Below are 22,884 nucleotides of genomic sequence, written 5' to 3' on the forward strand. Positions count from 1 at the left end.
TTGCCTCCGGGACAAAGCGCGTTACCCCTAGCGTCATGAAGAAACTGGTCGCGCTCGCCCTCCTGCTGTTCGCTCCACTGCTGGCGCATGCCCAGGGCATAGTGAGCGCCGCCGATCCGCGGGCGGCAGCGGCCGGCGTCGAGATCCTGCGGGCGGGCGGCAACGCCACCGATGCCGCAATCGCGACGATGCTCGCGCTCGGCGTGGTCGAGCCGCAGAGCTCAGGTCTGGGCGGCGGCAGCTTTCTGGTGCTGTACAACGCCAGGACCCGCGCGACGACGACGATCGACGGCCGCGAGACCGCCCCGATGGCCGCCGACGACCGCTGGTTTTACGACGCTGCCGGCAATCCCCTGAGCCACTTCGCCGCGGTGCCGGGCGGGCGCAGCGTCGGCGTGCCCGGTGCGGTCCGCGCGATGGCGCTGGCGCATCGCACGTCCGGTAGGCTCGCCTGGGCCAAACTGTTCGCCCCCGCAATCCGCCTCGCCCGCGACGGGTTCGAGGTGACGCCGAGGCTCAACAATTCGCTCACCCAGTTCTCCGGCCATGTCGACCCGGCCTATCGCGCCCAGTTCTTCGGCGCCGATGGCAAGCCGCAGCCGGTGGGAACGCGCGTGCGCAACGCCGAGCAGGCCGCGCTGCTGGAGCGCATCGCGACGCAGGGGCCGGACAGCTTCTATGTTGGCCCGCAAGCGGCGAAGATTGTTGCCACCGTCAACGGTGCGGCGCGCAACCCCTCGAAAATGACCACGGGTGACCTCGCGGCCTATGACGCCAAGGTGCGGCCGGTGCTGTGCGGGCGCTATCGCCGCTACAAGATCTGCTCGATGGGCCCGCCCTCCTCCGGCGGCGTCACCGTGCTGATGATCCTGGCGCAGCTCGAACGCTTCGACATGGGGAGTCTCGGCAAGGATTCGGCTACCGCCTGGCACCTGTTCGCCGAAAGCTCGCGCCTCGCTTATGCCGATCGCGACCTGTATCTGGGCGACCCGGACTTCGTCTCGGTGCCGCTCAAGGGCCTGTTGAGCCCGACCTACATCGCCAGCCGCTCGAAGCTGATCGATCCGGCCAAGACGATGACCAGCATCGCCGCCGGCACGCCGCCGGGCGCGCCGAAGCGCGTCCTCGCCAAGGTGCAGGAAGTCGCCGGCACCACCGATCTCGCGGTCACGGACGGCGCCGGCAACGTCGTGGAGGTGACCACCACCGTCGAGGGCCCATTCGGCTCGGGCCTCACCGTCGACGGCGCGATCCTCAACAACCAGCTGACCGATTTCGATATCGTGCCGGTGAAGGACGGATATCTTGTCGCCAACCGGGTGGAGGGCGGCAAGCGCCCGCGTAGCTCGATGGCGCCGACCATTGTCTTCGGGCCCGACGGTAAGATCCGCCTTGCAGTGGGCGCCGCGGGCGGATCGACGATCATCGCGCAGGTTGCCAAGGCGATCGTCGGCGTGATCGACTGGAAGCTCTCCGCGCAGGACGCGATCGGGCTCGGCCTGCTTTATGCTCCGGGCAAGACCGGCATTGCCGAACAGAACACCCAGCTCGATACGCTACTGCCCGGCCTGCGCGCGCTCGGCGAGGACGTCCGCGCCGCACCACTCGGCCTCAAGGCCAATGCGATCGAGCGGGTGGGCGGCCGTTGGGTCGGCGCCGCCGATCCGCGCAGCGAAGGCGTGGCGATGGATCAGGACGGCACGGTGACGGTTATCCAGCGGGCGGGCCTCAAGCCCAACCGCCCGTCGGAATGACACGGGACGCCCGTAGAACAGAACACGGCGCCCGCAGGGGAGAGAGAATGCGCAAGCTTGAACGGTTCGAAAATCTGGTCGCGATGTTCTTCACGCGCGCCGCGGAAAAGGGGGATGCACCCTTCCTGTGGCACAAGGCGGGCGGGAAATGGCACCCGACCAGCTGGGCCGAGGCGGCAACCCAGGTGGCGAGCCTCGCCACCGCGTTGAAGGCGCTGGGCCTCAAGCCCGGCGACCGCGTGATGCTGGTCAGCGAGAACCGGCCGGAATTCTGCATCAGCGATCTCGCCATCATGGCGGCGGGTTGCGTGACGGTGCCGACCTACACCACCAACACCGAGCGCGATCACCAGCACATCCTGGAGAATAGCGGCGCCTGCGCGGTGATCGTTTCCAATACCAAGCTTGCCAAGACGCTGCTCCCGGCGATGCTGCGCTCCTCGGCGGGGCGGATCGTGATCGGCATCGACGATGTGCGGCTTGGCCAGCAGGGCACGCTGGAGGTTCACGACTTCCGTGCACTGATCGCCGCCCATGCGACCGATGCCGCAACCACCGCGGCGCAGGCGACGTTCAAGCGCGAGGATCTCGCCTGCATCATCTACACCAGCGGCACCGGCGGATCGCCGCGCGGGGTGATGCAGCATCACGGCGCGATCCTGCACAATTGCCAGGGCTGCACCACTATCATCTCCGAGGATTTCGGCTGGGAGGACGAGGTGTTCCTCTCCTTCCTGCCCCTTTCCCATGCCTATGAGCATACCGGCGGCCAGTTCTTCCCGATCGCGCTGGGCGGGCAGATCTATTATGCCGAGGGGCTGGAGAAGCTCGCCTCGAACATCGAGGAGGTGCGCCCGACGATCATGGTCGTCGTGCCCCGCCTCTTCGAGGTGCTGCGCACCCGCATCACGAAGCAGGTGGAGAAGCAGGGCAGCTTCGCCAGCTATCTTCTGGAAAAGGCAGTAGCAATCGGCGGGCGCAAGGCGGCCGGCAAGTCCGGCATCGCCGATGCGCCGATGAACCTGCTGCTCAACGCCACGCTGCGGCCCAAGCTGGCCAAGCGCTTCGGCGGGCGGATCAAGGCGCTGGTTTCGGGCGGCGCACCGCTCAACCCCGAGGTCGGCATCTTCTTCGAATCGCTCGGCCTCACTTTCCTTCAAGGCTATGGCCAGACCGAGTCCGCCCCGGTCATCTCCTGCAACCGACCCAAGGCGGGGCTGAAAATGGACACCGTCGGTCCGCCGATGGAGGACGTCGAGGTCAAGATCGCCGAGGACGGCGAGATCCTGGTGCGCGGCGAGCTGGTGATGCACGGCTATTGGCGCAACGAGGCCGAGACCGAGCGGGTGCTGAAGGACGGCTGGCTCCACACCGGCGATATCGGCGAGATCGACGCCAAGGGCCGCATCAAGATCACCGATCGCAAGAAGGACATCATCGTCAACGACAAGGGCGACAATGTCGCGCCCCAGAAGATCGAAGGCATGCTGACGCTGCAGCCCGAGATCCTGCAGGCAATGATCTATGGCGACAAGCGGCCCTACATGACCGCGGTGATCGTCCCCGATCCCGAATGGGTGCAGGAGTTCTGCGCCAAGACCGCGACGCCCTGCAAGTTCCGCAACCTCTCGCGCGACGCCGACTTCAAGGCGACGATCGGCGCGGCGGTGGAACGGGTAAACCGCGACCTCTCGGTGATCGAGCGGGTGCGGAAATTCATCCTCGCGGACGAGGCCTTCACGATCGAGAACGAGCAGCTGACGCCAAGCATGAAGATCCGCCGCCACGTGCTGAAGGCGGTGTACGCGGAACGGCTGGACGAACTGTACTGATCAGATCCTCCCCGGCACGGGGAGGGCAATCGCATATGGTCAAAAGCCATCGTCGACCCCGCGAAGGCAGGAACGACGATGGTTTTGGGACGCTGCCGGTCCTTTTCCTCGATGCAATAGTCCCCCTCCCCGACCCGGGGAGGATCTAAGCGTTACTTCGCCGCCTTCTCCGGCACCACCACCAGGGTCCAGTCCTTGTCCGGCCGCAGATATTTGGCGGCCAGCGCCTGCAGCTCGGCAGGCGTTGTCGCGGCATAATCGCGGGCGAGGTTGCGCATGCCGGCGATCCGCGCCGGATCCTGCGTGCCGCCTTCGACTAGGTTCATCCAGAACATGTTGCCGCTCGACATGCGCAGCAGCTGCTGCTTGAGCGGGGTCAGCGCGCGGTTGAGCTCGTCGGCGTCGATCGGTTTCGCCGCCAGGTCCGCCGCGATGTCGCGCGAGAGCTTGAAGAAGAAGTCGGTCTTGTCCGGTGGCACCATGCCCAGCGCCGCGATCTTGCCGCCGGCAGCCAGACCCAGCGGCCAGTCACTCATCACGTTGGGCGAATAGCTGACGCCTGCCTGGATGCGCAGCTGCTCGATCAGGCGATCGCGGAACACGGCGGTCAGGATCTCGAGCTTGCGGCTCTCGGCAAGGCCGGCGCTGCCGCCGCCCGTCGGCCAGGCAATCACCGCCGCGGCCTGGTCCACTGCGCCGGTATGGGTGCGCACCACCGGCGTCGCGACATGTGCGGGGAAGCGCACAGCGGCGCCGCTTTCCGCACCCAGGGCGCGCGGCTTGAGCGCACCGAAGCTCGCGGCCACCGCCTGCACCGTCGCATCGGCGTTCATGTCGCCGAAGATCTCGACTTCGATCGGGCCGGTCTGGAGGATCGGCTCCCAGAAGGCGCGGAACGCCTGCGGAGTAAGCGCGGTCACTTCTTCGCGGCTGGGCACGCCCCAACGCGGATCGCCGTCATGGAGCAGCACGTCGAGATCGCGGCCGAGCACCGCATCGGGCGAGGCCGAAAGGCCTGCATAGGATGCCAGCGTCGCCGCCTTGGCGCGGGTGATCGGGTTGGGGTCCCAGCCGGGTGCCGCCAGCTTGGTGGCGAACAGGCGGAGCTGGTCGGCCAGATCCTCCTTGTTGGTCTGCGCCTGGAAGACGAAGGCGTCTTCCTCGATATCGAAGCCGAGGCCGATCTGGCGGTTACCGGTCAGCGCGTCGAGCTCCTCCTGGCCGAACTTGCCGATGCCGCTGGCCATCAGCGCGGTCTTGCCCGCCCAGGCCGGCACGCGCTTGTCGCCCGGCAGCGCCCTGAGACCACGGCCGAAGCGGATGTTGACCCACACCTTGCCGGTCTCGGACGTGTCCTCGCGCATCAGCAGCTTGACGCCATTGGCATAAGTGACCTCGTCGATCGCGATGTCCGGATCCACGCGGGTGCGGGAAACCACCTTGCCCGGCGCACCGATGCGCGGCAGCTGATCGAACTTCACGTTGAGCGAGCGGCGCTTCATCGCCGCTGCCTTCACATCCGCCTGCAGCGCGGTCGTCACCTTGCGTACCACGTCCGGATCGGGCGCATGGGTATTGACCAGCGCGCGTGTCGCGGTGCCTTCGAATACCTTCCTGGCCGAGGCCTGGACGGCCGCAGGCGTGAACATGCGTGCCGCGATCGCCCCCTTGAAGATCGCGTAGGAGGCCTCGGGCGTCGTCACGGTCTCGTTGATGTCGACGGCCTGGACGAGATCGTCCGCCAGCGAGACGGCCGATTCGACCGGCGCGGTGGAGATGCGATTGCGCATCACCGCATCGATCTCGCCCAGCTCCCGCTCGATCTCGGCCTGGCTGGGCGCCGCCGCCATCAGCTCGGCGGCGGTCGCGCGAACGTCGCGCAGTGCACTTTCCCAGTCGTCGCCGGTCGGCAACACCTGCAGCGTCGTCACATTGGCCGAGCGGGCAATGTCATCCAGATCCGCTCCCGCCGCGATGAACGAGGCACCCGAGCGCGCGCGCGATTCGAGGCGGCGGTTGAGGATGCGGATCGCCACCATGTCGATCATGCGCTTCTGGTTGAAGATCACCGTGTCGGCATAGACCGTCCAGGGCCGGACGATTGCCATCAGCGCCACCGGCTGCAGCGCCGGCTCGACGATGCTGGCGGCGATCGGGTGATCGGCCTCGGGCTTGCCGAAATCGGGCGTCTTGGGCGCCTCGCCCTTGCCCTGCCAGTTCGAGAAATACTTGTTGATCATCGCCTCCAGCATCGCCGGATCGACATCGCCGATCGCGATCACCGTCGCGCGTTCGGGGCGATACCAGCGATCGTGGAAGGCCTGGACGCTGGCGGGCGTCGCGGCGTTCAGCGCCTCCACCGTGCCGATCGGCTCGCGATCGGCGAGCAGCTGGCCGGCAAAGATCAGCTGGTAGAGCGCGTCCTGCATCCGCTTTTGCGGCGCGGGCTGTTCGCGCCCCTCGGCCAGCACCACCGGCCGCTCGGCGCTGAGCGAGGCCTGGGTGATCGACGGCGCCGCCATCATGCCCGAAAGGATCTTGAAGCTTTCGTCCAATCCTGCCGGCGTCCAGCTCGGCAGGTCGAGCTTGTAGGTCGTGCTGATGAACGTCGTCGCCGCGTTGCTGTCCGACCCGAAGGTCACGCCGAGGCGCTGCCAGATCCGCTTCGAATCGCCGTCGGGCACATAGGCCGAGCCGCGGAAGCTGAGATGCTCGAGCAAATGGGCGAAGCCGCGTTCCGAATCGCGCTCCATCAGCGAGCCGGCATCGATCCGCACCCGGATCGAGATCTGCCCCGGCGGCACCCCGTTCTTGCGCACGGCGTAACGCACCCCGTTCGAGAGCCGTCCGAACTTCCACTTGTCGTCATGGACGAGGTCGCTGCCCTTGTAGAGCCAGGGGTCGTCGGCGGTCTGGACACCCTCGGGGCGGCCCTGCGCCAGCACCGGAGCCGGCAGCGAGGGGGCAGCGCATATGAGGAGAAGCAGGGCGAAGCGCGGCGTGCGCAGGAAAGACAGCATGAAGCCCTTTCTAGAGGGGAGGGGGTCGCCATGCCACCCGCAACCTTTCTGCCGGATGTACGCCACAAGAATCCATCGGGGCGCCATGTTTTGGACCCAAGTGACGGCCTAGATCGGAACCGGAGATTGTTGCGTTGCAGCACCGAAGTTCGGGCGTAACGTTGAAGGTGCGGGGAAGTTGCGCGTGGACATTGCCACCAGCGAGCTGCCGATCGAGCTGCCGGCGGGAAGTGCCGAACCGGCGGGTACGTCCTGCCGGGCACGTCCGCTGCTGCTGCGCTGGGGCAAGCATCTGCGCGGCACCTTCGATCGGCTGATCGCCGCCTCGTCGCTGGTGCCAAATACGCCCGTGCTCGACATGCGGGCCTTTCCCTGGACCGCGGCACTGCGTGCGGACTGGGAGGCGATCCGCGACGAGGCGCTGGCGGCGATCGGTACCCAGCCCGGGGCGCCCTCGCTTGCCGCGATCTCGCCCGATCATCGCGCGATCGCGCCGCTCGGCAAATGGCGCAGCCTGTTCCTGTGGGGCTATGGCTACCGGGTGGACGAAAATCTGGCGCGCTGCCCGCAAACCTCGCGGCTGATCGAGCAGATTCCCGGGCTCAACAGCGCCATCTTCTCGATCCTCTCGCCAGGCACGCATATCCCGGCGCATCGCGGCGTCACCAAGGGGCTGATCACCTGCCATCTGGGGCTGGTCGTGCCCCGCGACGGCGATGTCCGCATGCGGATCGGCAACCGCACGGTCCGATGGGCGGAGGGCGAAACGCTCGTGTTCGACGACACCTATGATCACGAGGTGTGGAACGACAGTGCCCATACCCGCATCGTGCTGCTGATCCAGTTCCGCCGTCCCTTGCGCAACCCCGGCCGCTGGATCGCCGACACGCTGATCGGCGTGCTGCGCCGCTCGGCCTTTGTCCAGGAGGCGCGCGACAATCTGCGGCGCTGGCATCGCGGCGAGAGCCTGGCCGACGCCTGAGCTCGGCCCCGCCACTTGCCGCGTTGTGGCATGCCCAAGGGCGCGCTAAGCCGGGCACCATGCCACGCCCCTTCCATCTCGCCTTTCCGGTCCACGACCTGGCCGCTGCCCGTGCCTTTTACGGTGCCCTGCTCGGCTGCCCGGAAGGCCGCTCGTCGGAGCGATGGATCGACTTCGACCTGTTCGGTCACCAGATCGTCGCGCATCTCGACCCGGCGGCAACGCCGGCGACGCGCACCAATCCGGTCGACGGGCATGACGTGCCCGTGCCGCATTTCGGCGTGGTGCTGACGATGGAGGACTGGCACGCGCTAGCGGCGAAGCTGGAATCGGCCGGTATCGCTTTCGGCATCGCCCCGCATATCCGCTTCCAGGGCCAGGTCGGCGAGCAGGCGACGATGTTCTTCCGCGATCCCAGCGGGAACGCACTGGAATTCAAGGCGTTCGCCGACGACGCCATGGTATTCGCCAAATGATGTCGCAGACGATCAGTGTCGACCTTCCCCACCAGCTCGGCCGGGCCGGTGCCCGCGCGCGAATCGAGTCGAAGATCGGGCGGCTGGCCGACAAAATTCCCGGTGGCGCCACGGTCGAGCATCGCTGGGAGGGCGACAGCCTGCATTTCACCGTCGCCGCGATGGGCCAGACGGTGGTGAGCCGTCTCGACGTGGCCGAACGCCATGTCCATGCCGAGATCGCGCTGCCCGGCATGCTCGCGCTGTTCGCCGGCAAGGTGCGGGAGACGCTGGCGAAGGAAGGCCCCCGGCTGCTCGCCTGAGGGCCCGCGGCGGGTCAGCGGCCCGCGCTCACCCGCCATATGGTGTTGCCGACATCGTCCGCCACCAGCAGCGCCCCGCCCGTGCCCGTGATCACCGCCACCGGCCGCCCCTGCGCCTCGCCCTCGGCGTTGAGGAAGCCGGTCAGCACGTCGCGCGGCTTGGCGCCCTTGGCCGGGAAGCCATTGTCGCCGAACGGCACGAACACGACCTTGTAGCCCGAGGGCGGCTGGCGATTCCACGAGCCGTGCAGGCCGACGAATGCGCCGTTCGCATAGGCTCCGCCCAGCCGCGCACCGTCGGCGAAGGTCAGCCCGAGCGGCGCGGTGTGGGCGCCTAGCGCGAAATCCGGGCGGCGGACATATTCGCGCAGGTCCGGACGGCCCGGCTCGACGCGCTTGTCCTCGTATCCGCCCCAATATTGCCAGGGCCAGCCGAAGAAGGCGCCGAGATCGACCCGGCTCATATAGTCCGGCGGCATGTCCGAGCCGAGCATGTCGCGCTCGTTCACCACCGTCCACAGCGCCTGCGTCTTCGGTTCGAACGCCATGCCGTTGGCGTTGCGGACGCCCCAGGCGAAGATGCGGCTGGTTTTGGTCGCGGGATCCACCTCCAGGATGACCGCACGGTTGGTCGGCTGCGCGGCGGCCTTGGCCATCTGGCCCGGGCTGTCCGCCGTGTAGATCGGCCCTTCGGCCTCCAGCCCGTCCTCGGCGATGTTCGATGCGGAGCCGACGCTGACATAGAGGTGCTTGCCGTCCAGCGACGCCACCACGTTGCGCGCCCAGTGGTTGCCCCCGCCGGGCAGCGACAGGATCTTCTGTGGCGCGGCGCTGATCTTCGTCTGCCCGTCGACATAAGGATAGCGGACCAGCGAGTCGGTGTTGGCAACGTAGAGCGATCCATCCACCAGCGTCATCCCGCTCGGGGAGTTCAGGCCGGTGAGGAACACGGTGCGCATGTCCGCCACGCCGTCGCCATCGCTGTCGCGCAGCAGCGTGATGCGGTTGGCCGAGGCGACACCGGCGCCCGCCTTGTTCATCAGCAGCCCCATCACCCAGCCGGTGATCCCGCCCTTGTCGCGCGGCGGCGAGTTGCTTTCGGCAACCAGAATGTCGCCATTGGGCAGCTGGTACAGCCAGCGCGGATGATCGAGCTTGCCGGCGAACGCCTGCACCTTCAGGCCCGCCGCCGCCTTGGGCGCGGCGCCCGCCGGCCAGCCGACCCCCTTGGCGACGCCGATCGTCGGCACCGTCTGATAGCGCGGCGCGCTGATCTGCGGCTCGCGGCCGGTGACGGCGCCTTCCGCCAGCGTCGCGATATCGGGACGGCTTAGCCAGTACCAGGCGGCACCGCCGGCAACGATCAGGAGAACGAGGGCGATCAGGATACGCTTGAGCATGGCGCCATGCACTAGGGCCGGGCGCCGGCGAAGCCAATGCGATTCTGCCAAGGCGATCCTGGGGGCATGGCTTGACTTCCCCCACCGGCAGGCAAGATTGGACGGCCATTGTTCCGGGGGGCCTGCCCGAAATGCCGTTGTGGTTGCGTGCGTCTGCAATGCTGCTCGCGCTGGCGAGCGCTCCGCTGGCCCGGGCGCAGCAGCGCCCGCCCGAACACACCGCCGGCTGGCCGGGCATCGTCTCCGGCGATTCCGGTATCGACGGGCTGGAGAGCGGCCCCGAACTACAGCGCGGACGCGATGCGCGCGCCATGCTGGCCGAGCAGCGCCGGATCGTCGGCGCGCTGGCAGCACTCCAGCCCGAGCGCAGGGGCGTGGTCGACGCCTATGTGGTCAGCATCGCGCTCGACAGCGACCCCGTCTTCGCCCGCGAAGCGCGCGAGAGCGCCCGCGTGCTGGCCCGCCGCTATGACGCCGAAGGCCGGACGCTGGTCCTTGCCGGACCCGACGGCCGCGGCGGCGCGACGCTGCCGGTGGGGAGCATCTCGGCGCTCACGCTCGCCCTAGCTCGCATCGCCGAGGTGATGGACCGCGATCAGGACGCGCTGGTGCTCTACGTCACCAGCCACGGCGCGCCCGATGCGGGGCTTGCCTATCATGACGGTGACCAGGGGTACGGCATCCTCTCCCCCGCGCGATTCGCGGCAATTCTGGACGGGCTGGGCATCCGCAACCGGCTGTTGCTGCTGTCCGCCTGCTATTCAGGCGCCTTCGTGCCGCGGCTGATGAGCGACACCACCGCCATCCTCACCGCCGCCTCGGCCAGCCGCTCCTCCTTCGGCTGCCGGGCGGAGAACGACTGGACCTTCTTCGGCGACGCGCTGGTCAACCATGCGCTGCGCAAGGCACAGCCGCTCGCCGAGGCCGCCACCGAGGCGCGCCAGACGATCATCGGCTGGGAGCGTGCGGGGCGACTCGACCCCTCGATGCCGCAGGTGACGATCGGCGACGGCGTCGTGGCTTGGCTCGCACCGCTGGAGGCGCGGATGCCCAAGGCGGCGACGGCACCGGTAGGCGCGCCGGCAACCGATGCGCTGAAGCCTTAGACACGCGACCATCTCCTGCCAGGAACCGTCTGAGGATCCGGGAACTCCCCCCTCCCTCGCCGGTTGGCGGCACATGTCCGATCCCCAGAGCTCGCTCCAGCGCTATCCGCTGCTCGCCACCCCGCATGTCCGGCTGCAGGGCCCGGTCGACCATGCGATGTACCAGAATTTCCGCGACCAACTGCTCGGCGCCGCGCCCGAGGGTCCGCTCGTCGTGGCAATCTCGACGCTGGGCGGCGATCCCGAAGTGGCCCGGCTGATGGCGGACGAGCTGCGGCTGCTTCGCGAGGCGACGGGGCGCGAGGCGCTGTTCCTCGGCAAGGTCGCGGTCTATTCGGCCGGTGCCACCTTCATGTCGGGCTTCCCCGTCGACAAGCGCTTCCTCACCCGCGGCACTCGGCTGATGCTGCACGAGCGGCAGATGCAGTCGTCGATCGAGCTCGCCGGTCCGCTGCGCGCGCTGCCGGCGGTGCTCAAGGCCAAGCTGGCTGAGATCGAGCAGTCGATCGCGATCGAGGAAGAGGGGTTCCGCGCCATCGTTGCCGGCTCGCAGGTGGATTTCGAGGAGCTACGCCGCCGCGCGCCCTATAACTGGTACATCGAAGCCGACGAGGCCCGCGCGCTGGGGCTGGTGCTGGACGTGATCTGAGGGGCTTGGTCCAAAGGACACTTGCGCTGCGGATGCGAAAGGCATAGCTCGCCCCCCAAAGACGCGTCGCGCCGAAGCGAAAGAGGAAGTTTCAGGAATGGCCGAATTCCGCCTGCCCAAGAACAGCCGCATCACCAAGGGCCAGGAGCACAAGGCAAGCCCCGAGGCCACGCGGGTCAAGAAGTTCAAGATCTACCGCTACGATCCGGATTCGGGCGAGAACCCCCGCTACGACACGTTCGAGGTCGACCTCGACGATTGCGGCCCGATGGTTCTGGACGCGCTGATCAAGATCAAGGGCGAGCAAGACTCGTCGCTGACCTTCCGCCGCTCGTGCCGCGAAGGCATTTGCGGGTCGTGCTCGATGAACATCGGCGGCAAGAACGGCCTGGCCTGCACCACCGCGATCGAGGACGTGAAGGGCGAGGTGCAGATCACCCCGCTGCCGCACATGGACGTGATCAAGGACCTGGTCCCCGATTTCACGCACTTCTACGCGCAATACGCCTCGATCAAGCCGTGGCTGCAGACCGTGACCACCACGCCTTCGGGCAAGGAGCGTCTGCAGAGCCCGAAGGATCGCGAGAAGCTCGACGGCCTGTACGAGTGCATCCTGTGCGCCTGCTGCTCGACCTCGTGCCCGAGCTATTGGTGGAACAGCGACAAGTTCCTGGGCCCGGCGATCCTGCTCCAGGCCTATCGCTGGCTCGCCGATTCGCGCGACGAGATGACCGGCGAGCGGCTGGATCAGCTCGAGGATCCGTTCCGCCTGTACCGCTGCCACACGATCATGAACTGCGCGAACGCCTGCCCCAAGGGCCTGAACCCGGCCAAGGCGATCGCCGAAGTGAAGAAGCTCGCTGCCGAGCGCGTGCTCTGATCGCCTTTTCTTCACACGAATAAAAGATAACGAGCTGTCTGGCCCGAACGGCCCGGCGGCTCGTTTTCGTTGGTAGACCCCGCTCCATGACTCGCGTTCTCGATCGTTACCGCGCCCTTGTTTCCGCCGGCGAGCTACGGCCCGATCGCGAACAGGAGGCCGCCGCCGCCCGCCTCGACGCGCTGGCCGAGGAACTGCAGGCCGCCCCGCGCAAGGGCAGCGTGCTGTGGAAACTCACCGGCCGCAAGCCGGCGGTGCCGCGCGGGCTGTATCTGTGGGGCGGCGTCGGGCGCGGCAAGTCGATGCTGATGGACCTGTTCTTCGACAGCCTCGACATTCGCCGGAAGCGCCGCGTCCACTTCCACGAATTCATGCTCGAGGTGCACGAGCGGCTGAATGTCGAGCGGCAGAAGGATACCGCCGATCCGGTCGTCGCCGTCGCCGACGCGCTGGCCGGCGACATCCGGCTGCTAGCGTTCGACGAGCTGGTGGTGAACAATCCGCCCGACGCGATGATTCTCTCGCGGCTGTTCACCGCGATGATGGCGCATGGGCTGACGGTGGTCGCGACCTCCAACCGCCCGCCCAAGGACCTCTACAAGGACGGACTCAACCGCCAGCTGTTCCTGCCCTTCATCGACCTGATCGGCGAGCGGATGGACGTGCTCGCGCTCAACGGCCCGGTCGACTACCGACGCGACCGGCTGGGCAGCGTCGACACTTGGCTCGTCCCCAACGGCCCGGAGGCCACCGCCACGCTCTCCGCCGCCTTTTTCCGCCTCACCGACTATCCGGTCGAGGATCGTACCCGCGTGCCCACCTGCGAGGTACCCATCCCGGGCGGCAGGCAGATCCATGTGCCGAAATGCGTGAAGGGCGTCGCCGTCTTCTCGTTCAAGCGGCTGTGCGGCGAGGCGCGCGGCGCGCCCGACTATCTGGCGATCGCGCGGCGCTTCCACACGGTGATCCTGGTCGGCATTCCCAAGCTGGGTCCGGAAAACCGGAACGAGGCCGCCCGCTTCGTCACGCTGGTCGACGCGCTCTACGAGCACAAGGTGAAGCTGCTCGCCGCCGCCGATGCCGTGCCCGAGCATCTCTACGAGAGCGGCGACGGCCGATTCGAGTTCGACCGCACGGTCAGTCGCCTGATGGAAATGCAATCCGACGACTATCTCGCAAAGGGTCACGGACAGGATTGATCAGGCCACGTTGTAAGTCCATTCTCCCGTCCTAGAATGACAACAGGCTCCGGGTCGGCCCGGAGGAACAGGGAGAAGATGATGCGACGATTGCGTTTTCTCGCAGCCGTAGGGCTCGCATGTCTCGGCATACCCTCGGCCTGGGCGCAGCCGGTGCTGGTCGCGGCAGACCTTCGCCAGCAGCAGAGCCTCGACGGGCCCTGGCATTGGTCGATCGATCCATATCGCGATGGTCTGGCCGGTTTCCATGGCGAGCCACCCAATCAGCGCACCCAGCGCTCGGCGGACATCATTCAGGCCGAGGTGATGGCGGCCAAGCCGCGCACCTTCTTCGAATTCGACATGCAGCAGTCGCCGGTCACCAGTCTGCCCGGCTCGTGGATCGGCCATTCCCCCGAGATGCGGCTGTACCAGGGGTTGGTCTGGTACCAGCGCGACTTCGTCGCCAAGGCGCCGGGGGCCGGCAACCGCGTGTTCCTGCGCATCGGTGCGGCCGAATATCGCAGCTATGTCTATCTCAACGGCAAGCCGCTGGGCGAGCATCGCGGCGGCTACACCCCCTTCGCCTTCGAGGTGACCAAGCTGCTGCGCCCGGGCCGCAATCAAGTGACGATCGGCGTCGATTCGGTACGCACCGCCAATGACGTGCCGCCGCCGGTGACCGACTGGGAAACCTATGGCGGTATCACCCGCAGCGTCACCCTCGTCACCGTGCCCGACACTTATGTAGACGACGCCTTCGTGCGCCTGACGCCGGACGGCACGCGCATCGCGGTGTCGGTCAAGCTGGAAGGTCCGAAGGCGGCGAACACCGCGGTCAAGTTCCGCATCCCGGGACTTGGGGCCGCGCTCGACGGCAAGACCGATGGCGAGGGCAAGTGGGACACGACGCTGCCGGTGCCCCGCGCGCTGGTCCGCTGGTCGCCGGAGAATCCCAAGCTCTACGACATCGCCATCGAGGCCGGCGCCGATCATTTCGCCGACCGCCTCGGCTTTCGCACCATCGCGGTAAAAGGCGCCGACATCCTGCTCAACGGCAAGCCGATCTTCCTGCGCGGCATCTCGATGCACGAGGAAGAACTGGGCACCGATCCGGTCCGCGCGGTGACACCGGCGGCCGCGCGCGCGCTGCTCGGCGAGATCAAGTACGGCCTGCACGGCAATTTCGTGCGCCTCGCTCACTATCCCCACAGCGAATCGACCACCCGCGTGGCGGACGAAATGGGTCTGCTCGTGTGGAGCGAGATCCCGCTCTACTGGCTGGTGAACTGGACCAACGCGGACACGCTGGCCGATGCGCGCCGCATTCTCGCGGAGAACATCCACCGCGATCGTAATCGCGCCTCGATCGTGCTGTGGAGCGTCGCCAACGAAACGCCGACCAACGATGCGCGCAACAGCTTCCTGCGCACGATGATCGCCGATGTCCGCGCGCTCGACTCCAGCCGCCTTGTGACCGCCGCGCTGCTGAGCGGGCGCGAGGGCAGCAAGATCATGAAGATCGACGATCCGCTGGCCAACGATCTCGATGTCATGGCGATCAACACCTACAATGGCTGGTACACCGATGACGCGCTGGAGGATCTGGCCAGCCAGGAATGGCGCGGGCCGGCGAACAAGCCGCTGATCTTCTCCGAGTTCGGCGCGGACGCACGCGCCGGCTATCGCGATCCGGTGGCCAGTCCGCACAAGTTCAGCGAGGACTATCAGGCGGACTATTACCGCGCGACGCTGGCAATGGCCGCCAAGGTGCCATTCCTGCGCGGCATGAGCCCCTGGATACTCAAGGACTTCCGCTCGCCGCGGCGCCAGCACCCGATCTACCAGCAGGGCTGGAATCGCAAGGGCCTGATCTCCGAGACCGGCCAGCACAAGCTGGCGTTCGACGTGCTCGCCGGCGACTATGCCAAGCGCGAGGCGGCGGACGCGGCGAAGAAGTGATGCAAACGCTGGAGCGGATCTGAGGTCTGCTCCAGCGCAGCTAGACTACTGTCATCCCCGCGGAGGCGGGGATCCATTTGCCAGGACGCATCCGCAAACGCCTTGACGTTCCCGCCAATGGATCCCCGCCTTCGCGCGATGACGTAGGAGGGAACAGCCGAACCGCCTTCCTACACCTCGATCACATGCGGCACGAACCGCGCTGCGTTCCCAGTGATCAACCCGTCCTCGCGGATGCCCATGCCCACCGGCACGCCATCCACGACCCAGGACCCGATCACCGGATAGCCCGAGCCGAAGTCGCAAAGGGCATGGAAGCGCTGATAGATCCACCCCTGCTCAACATACTCCCCATCGGTCTCGGCCACGACCTTGTCGCCCCAGCGGATCGAGACATTGGCACCTTCGCGCCCGAACAAGGGCTTGGCGACCTGGTCACCGCCAATTGGCCGGGTGCCCGCCTCCAAAAGATTGGGATGGCCGGGAAACAGTTCCCACAGGATCGGCAGGATCGCCTTGTTGCTCCACAAGGTCTTCCAGATGGGCTCGATCCAGCGCGTGGTAGCAAGGCTCTCGACCAGCATCGGCGCGAAATCCTCGGCGAGCAGCCATTCCCAGGGATAGAGGTGGAAGGCCGACTCGATCGGCCGGTCGGCGCCATCGACGAAGCGGCGCGACCCGTGCGCCCAGCCGATCGCCGCCATCTCCACCGCCAGCGTCGACAGGCCCGCTTCCTCTGCGGTGTCGCGCAGATAGGCAACGGTGACGCTGTCCTCACCCGCTAGATCGGCCATGTGCGCGAAGTGGAGCGGCCCGCCGCCGAGCAGCGGCGCGATCGCCTGCCACTGCGCAACCAGCGCCTCGTGAATGCCGTTATACTGGTCGAGCATCGGGAATGCCGCCTGCTTCCAGTCCCACTGGATGACCGCCGCCTCGAGCAGGCTGGTCGGCGTGTCGCAGTTGAACTCGAACAGCTTGGGCGGGCCATCGCCCGAAAAGCCCAGATCGAACCGGCCGAAGTTGAGCGCGGGCGGCTCCTCCTCCCATGCCGCCGCCACCGCATCCCAGGCCGGCCGCGGAATGCCGAGCTCGCCCAGACGGCCTTCCGCGATAACATGCTCGCCCGCCGCTAGATAAAGTCGGTACAGTTCGGCGCTGGCCGCCTCGATCTCGGCGACCTCCGCCCCGGTGAAGCTGTAGCAGGCGCTCTCGTCCCAGTAAGGCTGCCCGTCCAAGCTGTGCCAGACGAGCCCGAGCGACTCGACCCGCGCCTGCCAGTCGGGGCGCGGCGCCACGGTGCTGCGGCGCATCAGCCGCCCCGGCTGCCGAAGAAACCGCCGCTGCGCCCGAAGCCGCCGCGCGTCACCGCCTCCGCCCCGCCATAGCGCACCCCGCTGGCGGGCTGGTACGAACCGCCGCGCGCCGCCTCGCCGATCGCGGGCACCGCCGCGCCGCGGCTGGCATAGTAATAATGGCCACTCCCCCCGCCATGCCCGCCGCCGCCACTGCCGCAGTTTGCATCGGCAATCCGCCGGCCGGCGGCATCGGTGCAATAGCGCACCGCCTGGTTGGCGACGTTGCTGCCGCCGCACCCTGCCGCGAGCAGCGCCATCGAGGTAGCCGCGGTAATCCGCAGCCGGCTGAAATCGGGTGATTTGCGCATCCTGCCCCCAAAAGCTGCCACGCATCCCCGCGCGCGGCAGAAAGTCTCTTTTTACCGATTGCGGCTAGGGCTGTCGCGCGAAACCGTAATCCACGTCTTTCCGCGGGAAATCCCGCTTATTGCTCCTGCGAACAAGTTGCAAAGATAATCCAGCCCCTACAACCGAACACGGGTTGCAGCCGCGCTATTATAGGCCTATCCCGCCCCCGCTTTCGCGGCGCATCGTGATGCGACCGCTTTGCTTGGACCCAACCAAGGAGATTCCATGGCTCGCAAGAAGATCGCACTGATCGGCTCCGGCATGATCGGTGGTACGCTCGCGCACCTCGCCGCCATCAAGGAACTAGGCGACATCGTCCTGTTCGACATTGCCGAGGGCACGCCCCAGGGCAAGGCGCTCGACCTCGCGCAGTCCGCGCCGGTCGAAGGCTTCGACGTCACCCTCAAGGGCGCGAACAGCTATGAGGACATTGCAGGCGCCGACGTGTGCATCGTCACCGCCGGCATCGCCCGCAAGCCGGGCATGAGCCGCGACGATCTTCTCAAGACCAATCTCGGCGTGATGAAGGCCGTGGGCGAAGGCATCGCCGCGCACGCGCCGGACGCCTTCGTGATCTGCATCACCAACCCGCTCGACGCGATGGTGTGGGCGCTGCGGGAGTTCTCGGGCCTGCCGCACCAGAAGGTCGTCGGCATGGCCGGCGTGCTCGACTCGGCGCGCTTCCGCCACTTCCTCGCGGAGGAATTCAACGTCTCGGTCGAGGACGTCACCGCCTTCGTGCTCGGCGGCCATGGCGACACCATGGTCCCGGTGATCGAATATTCGACCGTCGCCGGCATCCCGGTGCCCGACCTGATCAAGATGGGCTGGTCCACCCAGGAGCGCATCGACGCCATCGTCGCGCGCACCCGTTCGGGCGGCGGCGAGATCGTCGCGCTGCTCAAGACCGGCTCGGCCTATTATGCGCCCGCCACCAGCGCGATCGCGATGGCCGAGAGCTATCTGAAGGACAAGAAGCGCCTCCTGCCCTGCGCCGCGCACCTCACCGGCCAGTACGGCGTCGATGACCTGTACGTCGGCGTGCCGATCGTGATCGGCAAGGACGGCGTCGAGCGCATCGTCGAGATCGAGCTGAACGCCACGGCGAAGCAGAATTTCGACGTCTCGGTCGACGCGGTCAAGGAACTGGTCGCGGCATGCAAGTCGATCGACTCCTCGCTCGCCTGATCCTGCCCGCGCTCGTGGCGGTGCCGGGCGTCGCTTCCGCACAGGAAGCGATCGCCACGGCCCCCACCGAGCCGGTGGAGCTGTTCCGTGCCGTGTGCATGGGCGGCACCGCCCGGCTCACGCGCGGCATGGCCGAACCGGCCACCTATGCGATGCTGCCGCTGCCCGCGCAGCGCGCGATCGGCGAAAGCGCCGCGGCCAGTGCCGCCGATGCGCTGAAGGCACCGGCACCCGCTGCGGCGGAGGTGCCCAACACGATCTACCGCATCGCCGGCGGCAATACCTATCTGTTCGTACCCAAGGCCGGCTCTGCCATCGGCCAGAGCCAGATCGCCGAATCCTGCATGGTCCTGTGGATCAGCAGCGGCGACGATTATCTCGCGGCCCGCAAGATCGTGCTGCCGAGCGAGGAAAAGGTGCCGCTCTATGCACGGCCCGAATCCAAGCCCGATCGCGCGAGCTTCGTAAACGCTTCGTTCGGCACGACGCACTACACGCTGACCACGTTCGGCGGCTGGATTGCGCTGCGCTCCTACACCCCTCCCAGCGACCCGGAAAAGGCGAACTGAATGAGCATCCTCGTCGACAAGAACACCAAGGTCATCGTCCAGGGGATGACCGGTGCCACCGGCACGTTCCACACCGAACAGGCGCTTGCCTATGGCACGCAGATGGTCGGCGGCGTCACCCCCGGCAAGGGCGGCAGCACGCATATCGGCCTGCCCGTGTTCAACACGGTGGCGGAAGCCAAGTCCAAGACCGGCGCCGACGCCAGCGTGATCTACGTGCCGCCCCCCTTCGCGGCGGATTCGATCCTCGAGGCGATCGACGCCGAGATCCCGCTGATCGTCGCGATCACCGAGGGCATTCCGGTGCTCGACATGGTCAAGGTGAAGCGTGCGCTCTCCGGCTCCAAGTCGCGCCTGATCGGCCCGAACTGCCCGGGCGTGCTGACGCCGGGCGAGTGCAAGATCGGCATCATGCCGGGCTCGATCTTCTCCAAGGGCTCGGTGGGCGTCGTGTCGCGCTCGGGCACCCTCACCTATGAGGCGGTGTTCCAGACCACCAATGCGGGCCTCGGCCAGACCACCGCGGTGGGTATCGGCGGTGACCCGGTCAACGGCACCAACTTCATTGACGTGCTCGAGCTGTTCCTCGCCGACGACGCTACCCAGTCGATCATCATGATCGGCGAGATCGGCGGCTCGGCGGAAGAAGAAGCCGCGCAGTTCCTGATCGACGAGGCCAAGCGCGGCCGCAAGAAGCCGATGGCCGGCTTCATCGCGGGCCGCACCGCGCCTCCGGGCCGCCGCATGGGCCATGCCGGCGCGATCGTCTCGGGCGGCCAGGGCGGCGCCGAAGACAAGATCGCGGCGATGGAAGCCGCCGGCATCCGCGTTTCGCCCAGCCCCTCGCTGCTCGGCGAGACGCTGCTCGAAGCGCTCAAGGGCTAAACTGCAACGGTAGCGCTCCTAATATAGGTGGGAGTGGGAGCGCTAACACGAACGGAAGCATGATCATGGGCTATGAAGGCCTCGACTTCGACGACATCGCCGGCGGCGTGAGCCCCGGCTTCGTCGAGACCCTGTACCGGCGCTACAAGAGCGATCCGGCATCCGTCGAACCGAGCTGGCGTGCCTGGTTCGAGGGTCTCGAATCCACGGCCTCTGGCCCCAGCTGGCAGCGCGCCAACTGGCCGCTGACCGAAACCGACGCGCTGACGGCCGGGCTCGACCCCACCCAGATGGAGCCCGCGCCGAAGCCCGCCAAGGGCGGCGCCCCGGCCAAGCCCGCCGCGCCTGCCGCCTCGACGGCGGACGTTACCAAGGCCGCCGAAGATTCGATCCGCGCGATGATGCTGATCCGCACCTACCGGGTGCGCGGCCATCTCGCCGCCAATCTCGATCCGCTGGGCCTCGCCCGCCAGAACCTGCCTGCCGACCTGACGCCGGAATATCACGGTTTCTCGGGCGCCGATCTCGATCGTCCGATCTATCTCGGCGGCGCACTCGGCCTGCAGCACGGCACGGTGCGCGAGATCGTCGCGATCCTCCAGGCCAATTACTGCGGTAATGTCGGCCTCGAATATATGCACATCGCGGACGTGGAGGAGCGCCGCTTCCTCCAGGACCGGATGGAAGGCAAGGACAAGGCGATCACCTTCACGCCGGACGGCAAGAAGGCGATCCTGTCCAAGGTCATCGAAGCCGAGCAGTGGGAAAAATTCCTCGGCAAGAAATATGTCGGCACCAAGCGGTTCGGCCTCGACGGCGGCGAATCGATGATCCCGGCGATGGAAGCGATCATCAAGTACGGCGGCCAACAGGGCGTCCGCGAGATCGTGTACGGCATGGCCCATCGCGGCCGCCTCAACATGCTCGCCAACGTCATGGAAAAGCCGTTCCGGGTGATCTTCCATGAATTCGGCGGCGGTTCGGCCAATCCGGACGACGTCGCCGGTTCGGGCGACGTGAAGTATCACCTCGGCACCTCCACCGATCGCCAGTTCGACGGCATCAGCGTCCACATGTCGCTGGTCGCCAACCCGTCGCACCTCGAGGCGGCCGATCCGGTCGTGCTCGGCAAGGCGCGCGCGCTGCAGACGATCCGCGGCGACCTCGAAAAGCACGAGCAGGTGCTGCCGGTGCTGATCCACGGTGACGCGGCGTTCGCCGGCCAGGGCATCGTGTGGGAGACGCTCGGCTTCTCCGGCATCCGCGGCTACAACACCGGCGGCTGCATCCACTTCGTCATCAACAACCAGGTCGGCTTCACGACGAGCCCGCAGTTCGCGCGCTCCTCGCCCTATCCGTCGGACGTCGCCAAGGGCGTCCAGGCGCCGATCCTGCACGTCAACGGCGACGATCCCGAAGCCGTGACCTTCGCCTGCAAGGTCGCGATCGAGTTCCGCCAGGAATTCCACCGCGACATCGTGATCGACATGTGGTGCTATCGCCGCTTCGGCCACAATGAAGGCGACGAGCCCGGCTTCACCCAGCCGCTGATGTACCAGAAGATCCGCCAGCACCCCGGTGTGAGCAGCATCTACAGCCAGAAGCTGATCGCCGAGGGCGTGGTCGACCAGGCATTTGTCGACGAGAAGACCAACCAGTTCACCACGCTGCTCGAAGGCGAGTTCGAGGCGGGCAAGACCTATCTGCCGAACAAGGCGGACTGGTTCGCCGGCCGCTGGTCGGGCCTGGGCGCGCCGTCCGACGGCGAGGCCTCGCGCCGCAACGTCGAGACCGGCATCGAGAAGAAGCTGTTCGACAGCCTCGGCCGCACGCTGACCACGGTTCCTGAGGGGCACGAGATCCACAAGACTCTCGGCCGCGTGCTCGATGCCAAGCGCGAGATGTTCAAGTCGGGCACGAACTTCGACTGGGCGACCGGCGAAGCGCTGGCCTTCGGCTCGCTGCTCTCGGAAGGCTATACCGTCCGCCTGTCCGGCCAGGATTCGGGCCGCGGCACCTTCTCGCAGCGCCACGCCGTCTGGGTCGACCAGAAGACCGAGGCCAAGTATGTGCCGCTCACCACGGTGCCGCATGGCAGCTTCGAGGTGCTCGATTCACCGCTCAGCGAATATGGCGTGCTCGGCTTCGAGTACGGCTATGCGCTGGCGGATCCGAAGGCGCTGGTGATGTGGGAAGCGCAGTTCGGCGACTTCGTGAACGGCGCGCAGATCATGATCGACCAGTTCATCGCGTCGGGCGAGTCCAAGTGGCTCCGCGCCAACGGCCTGGTGATGCTGCTGCCGCACGGCTATGAAGGCCAGGGCCCCGAGCACAGCTCGGCGCGTCCGGAGCGCTTCCTTCAGCTCTGCGCGCAGGACAACATGCAGGTGGTGAACATCACCACGCCGGCCAACTATTTCCACCTGCTGCGCCGGCAGATGCACCGCAACTTCCGCAAGCCGCTGATCCAGTTCACGCCCAAGTCGCTGCTCCGCCACAAGCTGGCGGTCTCCAGCGCCGAGGAGTTCCTGGGCGACAGCCACTTCAAGCGGATCCTGTCGGACCCCAAGGCACCGGCGGATACCGAGGTGAAGCGCCTCGTGCTCTGCACCGGCAAGGTCGCCTATGACCTGCTGGAAGCGCGCGATGCAGCCGGCGACCAGAACACCGCAATCGTCCGGATCGAGCAGCTCTACCCGTTCCCGGGCGAGCCGCTGACCGAGCGGCTGAAGCGCATGACCAACCTCGAAGAGGTGGTCTGGGCCCAGGAAGAGCCGAAGAACAACGGCTACTGGTTCTTCGTCGAGCCGCTGATCGAGCAGTGCCTCATCGATGCCGGCGTCAAGCCGCAGCGTCCGCGCTATGCGGGCCGCTCGGCAGCGGCCTCGCCCGCCACCGGCCTGATGAAGCGCCACACCGCAGAGCAGGGCGCGCTCGTTGCCGACGCGCTCGGCCATAATGTCCGCGATGAAATCCGCCGCACCCGGAAAGGTTGAGA

Annotated in this window: 18 protein-coding genes; 14 read left to right on the forward strand and 4 right to left on the reverse strand. The window is 67.1% G+C overall.

The genetic code is table 11. The features are described 5' to 3' along the window. Positions 1-35: 35 nt before the first annotated feature. Complete coding sequence (gene ggt / locus OIM94_RS10545) at positions 36-1,754, forward strand: gamma-glutamyltransferase (protein WP_264606691.1); 1,719 nt, start codon at positions 36-38, stop codon at positions 1,752-1,754. Positions 1,755-1,801: 47 nt separating this feature from the next. Then, a complete protein-coding gene (locus tag OIM94_RS10550; RefSeq protein WP_264606692.1) occupies positions 1,802-3,586 on the forward strand; it encodes an AMP-dependent synthetase/ligase in 1,785 nt (594 codons plus the stop codon). Positions 3,587-3,738: 152 nt separating this feature from the next. On the opposite strand, the gene OIM94_RS10555 is transcribed toward OIM94_RS10550, so the two are convergent. After that, positions 3,739-6,606 carry a M16 family metallopeptidase gene (locus tag OIM94_RS10555; RefSeq protein ID WP_264606693.1) on the reverse strand — a complete coding sequence of 956 codons (2,868 nt, stop codon included), beginning with the start codon at positions 6,604-6,606 and terminating at the stop codon, positions 3,739-3,741. A gap of 184 nt (positions 6,607-6,790) precedes the next feature. Here OIM94_RS10555 and OIM94_RS10560 point away from each other — a divergent pair, with 184 nt between their 5' ends. The 3 genes from OIM94_RS10560 to OIM94_RS10570 are packed head-to-tail and all read left to right on the forward strand — an operon-like array spanning position 6,791 to position 8,366. Further along, a complete protein-coding gene (locus OIM94_RS10560) occupies positions 6,791-7,588 on the forward strand; it encodes an aspartyl/asparaginyl beta-hydroxylase domain-containing protein (RefSeq protein WP_264606694.1) in 798 nt (265 codons plus the stop codon). A 59-nt stretch (positions 7,589-7,647) separates the two neighbouring features. Then, complete coding sequence (locus OIM94_RS10565) at positions 7,648-8,064, forward strand: VOC family protein (RefSeq protein WP_264606695.1); 417 nt, start codon at positions 7,648-7,650, stop codon at positions 8,062-8,064. Next, a complete protein-coding gene (locus OIM94_RS10570; RefSeq protein WP_264606696.1) occupies positions 8,064-8,366 on the forward strand; it encodes a polyhydroxyalkanoic acid system family protein in 303 nt (100 codons plus the stop codon). Before OIM94_RS10565 ends, OIM94_RS10570 begins: the two co-directional genes overlap by 1 nt. 14 nt (positions 8,367-8,380) lie before the next feature. Here the strand turns inward: OIM94_RS10570 and OIM94_RS10575 are convergent, their stop codons facing one another. After that, positions 8,381-9,766 (reverse strand): PQQ-dependent sugar dehydrogenase, encoded by a 1,386-nt coding sequence (locus tag OIM94_RS10575; protein WP_264606697.1) that lies wholly within the window; start codon positions 9,764-9,766, stop codon positions 8,381-8,383. 143 nt (positions 9,767-9,909) lie between these two features. Between OIM94_RS10575 and OIM94_RS10580 the strand changes: the two genes are divergently transcribed. The 5 genes from OIM94_RS10580 to OIM94_RS10600 all read left to right on the forward strand — a co-directional run bounded on the left by OIM94_RS10580 (position 9,910) and on the right by OIM94_RS10600 (position 15,541). Continuing rightward, entirely contained in the window at positions 9,910-10,872 is a 963-nt protein-coding gene (locus OIM94_RS10580; protein WP_264606698.1) for a C13 family peptidase, read from the forward strand. 73 nt (positions 10,873-10,945) lie between these two features. Continuing rightward, positions 10,946-11,521, forward strand: coding sequence for an ATP-dependent Clp protease proteolytic subunit (locus OIM94_RS10585; protein ID WP_264606699.1), 576 nt, complete (start codon positions 10,946-10,948; stop codon positions 11,519-11,521). A 97-nt stretch (positions 11,522-11,618) separates the two neighbouring features. Continuing rightward, positions 11,619-12,401, forward strand: a complete 783-nt coding sequence (locus OIM94_RS10590; RefSeq protein ID WP_264606700.1) for a succinate dehydrogenase iron-sulfur subunit — start codon at positions 11,619-11,621, stop codon at positions 12,399-12,401. An 86-nt stretch (positions 12,402-12,487) separates the two neighbouring features. After that, entirely contained in the window at positions 12,488-13,600 is a 1,113-nt protein-coding gene (zapE, locus tag OIM94_RS10595) for a cell division protein ZapE (RefSeq protein ID WP_264606701.1), read from the forward strand. Between the two features lie 81 nt (positions 13,601-13,681). Beyond that, positions 13,682-15,541 (forward strand): glycoside hydrolase family 2 protein, encoded by a 1,860-nt coding sequence (locus OIM94_RS10600; protein WP_264606702.1) that lies wholly within the window; start codon positions 13,682-13,684, stop codon positions 15,539-15,541. 170 nt (positions 15,542-15,711) lie between these two features. On the opposite strand, the gene OIM94_RS10605 is transcribed toward OIM94_RS10600, so the two are convergent. Continuing rightward, a complete protein-coding gene (locus tag OIM94_RS10605; RefSeq protein ID WP_264606703.1) occupies positions 15,712-16,851 on the reverse strand; it encodes a glutathionylspermidine synthase family protein in 1,140 nt (379 codons plus the stop codon). Then, positions 16,851-17,204 carry a hypothetical protein gene (locus OIM94_RS10610; protein ID WP_264606704.1) on the reverse strand — a complete coding sequence of 118 codons (354 nt, stop codon included), beginning with the start codon at positions 17,202-17,204 and terminating at the stop codon, positions 16,851-16,853. Before OIM94_RS10610 ends, OIM94_RS10605 begins: the two co-directional genes overlap by 1 nt. Before the next feature lie 265 nt (positions 17,205-17,469). On the opposite strand from OIM94_RS10610, the gene mdh reads away from it, so the two are divergent. The 4 genes from mdh to OIM94_RS10630 all read left to right on the forward strand — a co-directional run bounded on the left by mdh (position 17,470) and on the right by OIM94_RS10630 (position 22,882). Further along, positions 17,470-18,432, forward strand: a complete 963-nt coding sequence (gene mdh, locus OIM94_RS10615) for a malate dehydrogenase (RefSeq protein ID WP_264606705.1) — start codon at positions 17,470-17,472, stop codon at positions 18,430-18,432. Then, on the forward strand, positions 18,402-19,001 hold the full coding sequence (locus OIM94_RS10620; protein ID WP_264606706.1) for a hypothetical protein: 600 nt from the start codon (positions 18,402-18,404) through the stop codon (positions 18,999-19,001). The genes mdh and OIM94_RS10620 overlap by 31 nt, the downstream gene beginning before the upstream one ends. Continuing rightward, positions 19,002-19,886: a succinate--CoA ligase subunit alpha gene (gene sucD / locus OIM94_RS10625; RefSeq protein ID WP_264606707.1), complete on the forward strand. Its 885-nt coding sequence runs from the start codon at positions 19,002-19,004 to the stop codon at positions 19,884-19,886. It begins immediately after the preceding gene. Positions 19,887-19,951: 65 nt separating this feature from the next. Then, entirely contained in the window at positions 19,952-22,882 is a 2,931-nt protein-coding gene (locus tag OIM94_RS10630; protein ID WP_264609882.1) for a 2-oxoglutarate dehydrogenase E1 component, read from the forward strand. Positions 22,883-22,884: the final 2 nt, after the last annotated feature.

It is taken from the genome of Sphingomonas sp. R1 (assembly GCF_025960285.1).
Lineage (GTDB): Bacteria > Pseudomonadota > Alphaproteobacteria > Sphingomonadales > Sphingomonadaceae > Sphingomonas.

Excerpts from the sequence above, each read along its gene's own strand:
- OIM94_RS10590 (WP_264606700.1), top strand. The coding sequence starts at position 11,619 with ATGGCCGAATTCCGCCTGCCCAAGAACAGCCGCATCACCAAGGGCCAG.
- OIM94_RS10565 (WP_264606695.1), top strand. The coding sequence starts at position 7,648 with ATGCCACGCCCCTTCCATCTCGCCTTTCCGGTCCACGACCTGGCCGCT.
- OIM94_RS10620 (WP_264606706.1), top strand. The coding sequence starts at position 18,402 with ATGCAAGTCGATCGACTCCTCGCTCGCCTGATCCTGCCCGCGCTCGTG.
- OIM94_RS10630 (WP_264609882.1), top strand. The coding sequence starts at position 19,952 with ATGGGCTATGAAGGCCTCGACTTCGACGACATCGCCGGCGGCGTGAGC.
- sucD (WP_264606707.1), top strand. The coding sequence starts at position 19,002 with ATGAGCATCCTCGTCGACAAGAACACCAAGGTCATCGTCCAGGGGATG.
- OIM94_RS10610 (WP_264606704.1), bottom strand. The coding sequence starts at position 17,204 with ATGCGCAAATCACCCGATTTCAGCCGGCTGCGGATTACCGCGGCTACC.
- zapE (WP_264606701.1), top strand. The coding sequence starts at position 12,488 with ATGACTCGCGTTCTCGATCGTTACCGCGCCCTTGTTTCCGCCGGCGAG.
- OIM94_RS10585 (WP_264606699.1), top strand. The coding sequence starts at position 10,946 with ATGTCCGATCCCCAGAGCTCGCTCCAGCGCTATCCGCTGCTCGCCACC.
- mdh (WP_264606705.1), top strand. The coding sequence starts at position 17,470 with ATGGCTCGCAAGAAGATCGCACTGATCGGCTCCGGCATGATCGGTGGT.
- OIM94_RS10600 (WP_264606702.1), top strand. The coding sequence starts at position 13,682 with ATGCGACGATTGCGTTTTCTCGCAGCCGTAGGGCTCGCATGTCTCGGC.
- OIM94_RS10575 (WP_264606697.1), bottom strand. The coding sequence starts at position 9,766 with ATGCTCAAGCGTATCCTGATCGCCCTCGTTCTCCTGATCGTTGCCGGC.
- OIM94_RS10555 (WP_264606693.1), bottom strand. The coding sequence starts at position 6,606 with ATGCTGTCTTTCCTGCGCACGCCGCGCTTCGCCCTGCTTCTCCTCATA.
- ggt (WP_264606691.1), top strand. The coding sequence starts at position 36 with ATGAAGAAACTGGTCGCGCTCGCCCTCCTGCTGTTCGCTCCACTGCTG.
- OIM94_RS10570 (WP_264606696.1), top strand. The coding sequence starts at position 8,064 with ATGTCGCAGACGATCAGTGTCGACCTTCCCCACCAGCTCGGCCGGGCC.
- OIM94_RS10550 (WP_264606692.1), top strand. The coding sequence starts at position 1,802 with ATGCGCAAGCTTGAACGGTTCGAAAATCTGGTCGCGATGTTCTTCACG.
- OIM94_RS10605 (WP_264606703.1), bottom strand. The coding sequence starts at position 16,851 with ATGCGCCGCAGCACCGTGGCGCCGCGCCCCGACTGGCAGGCGCGGGTC.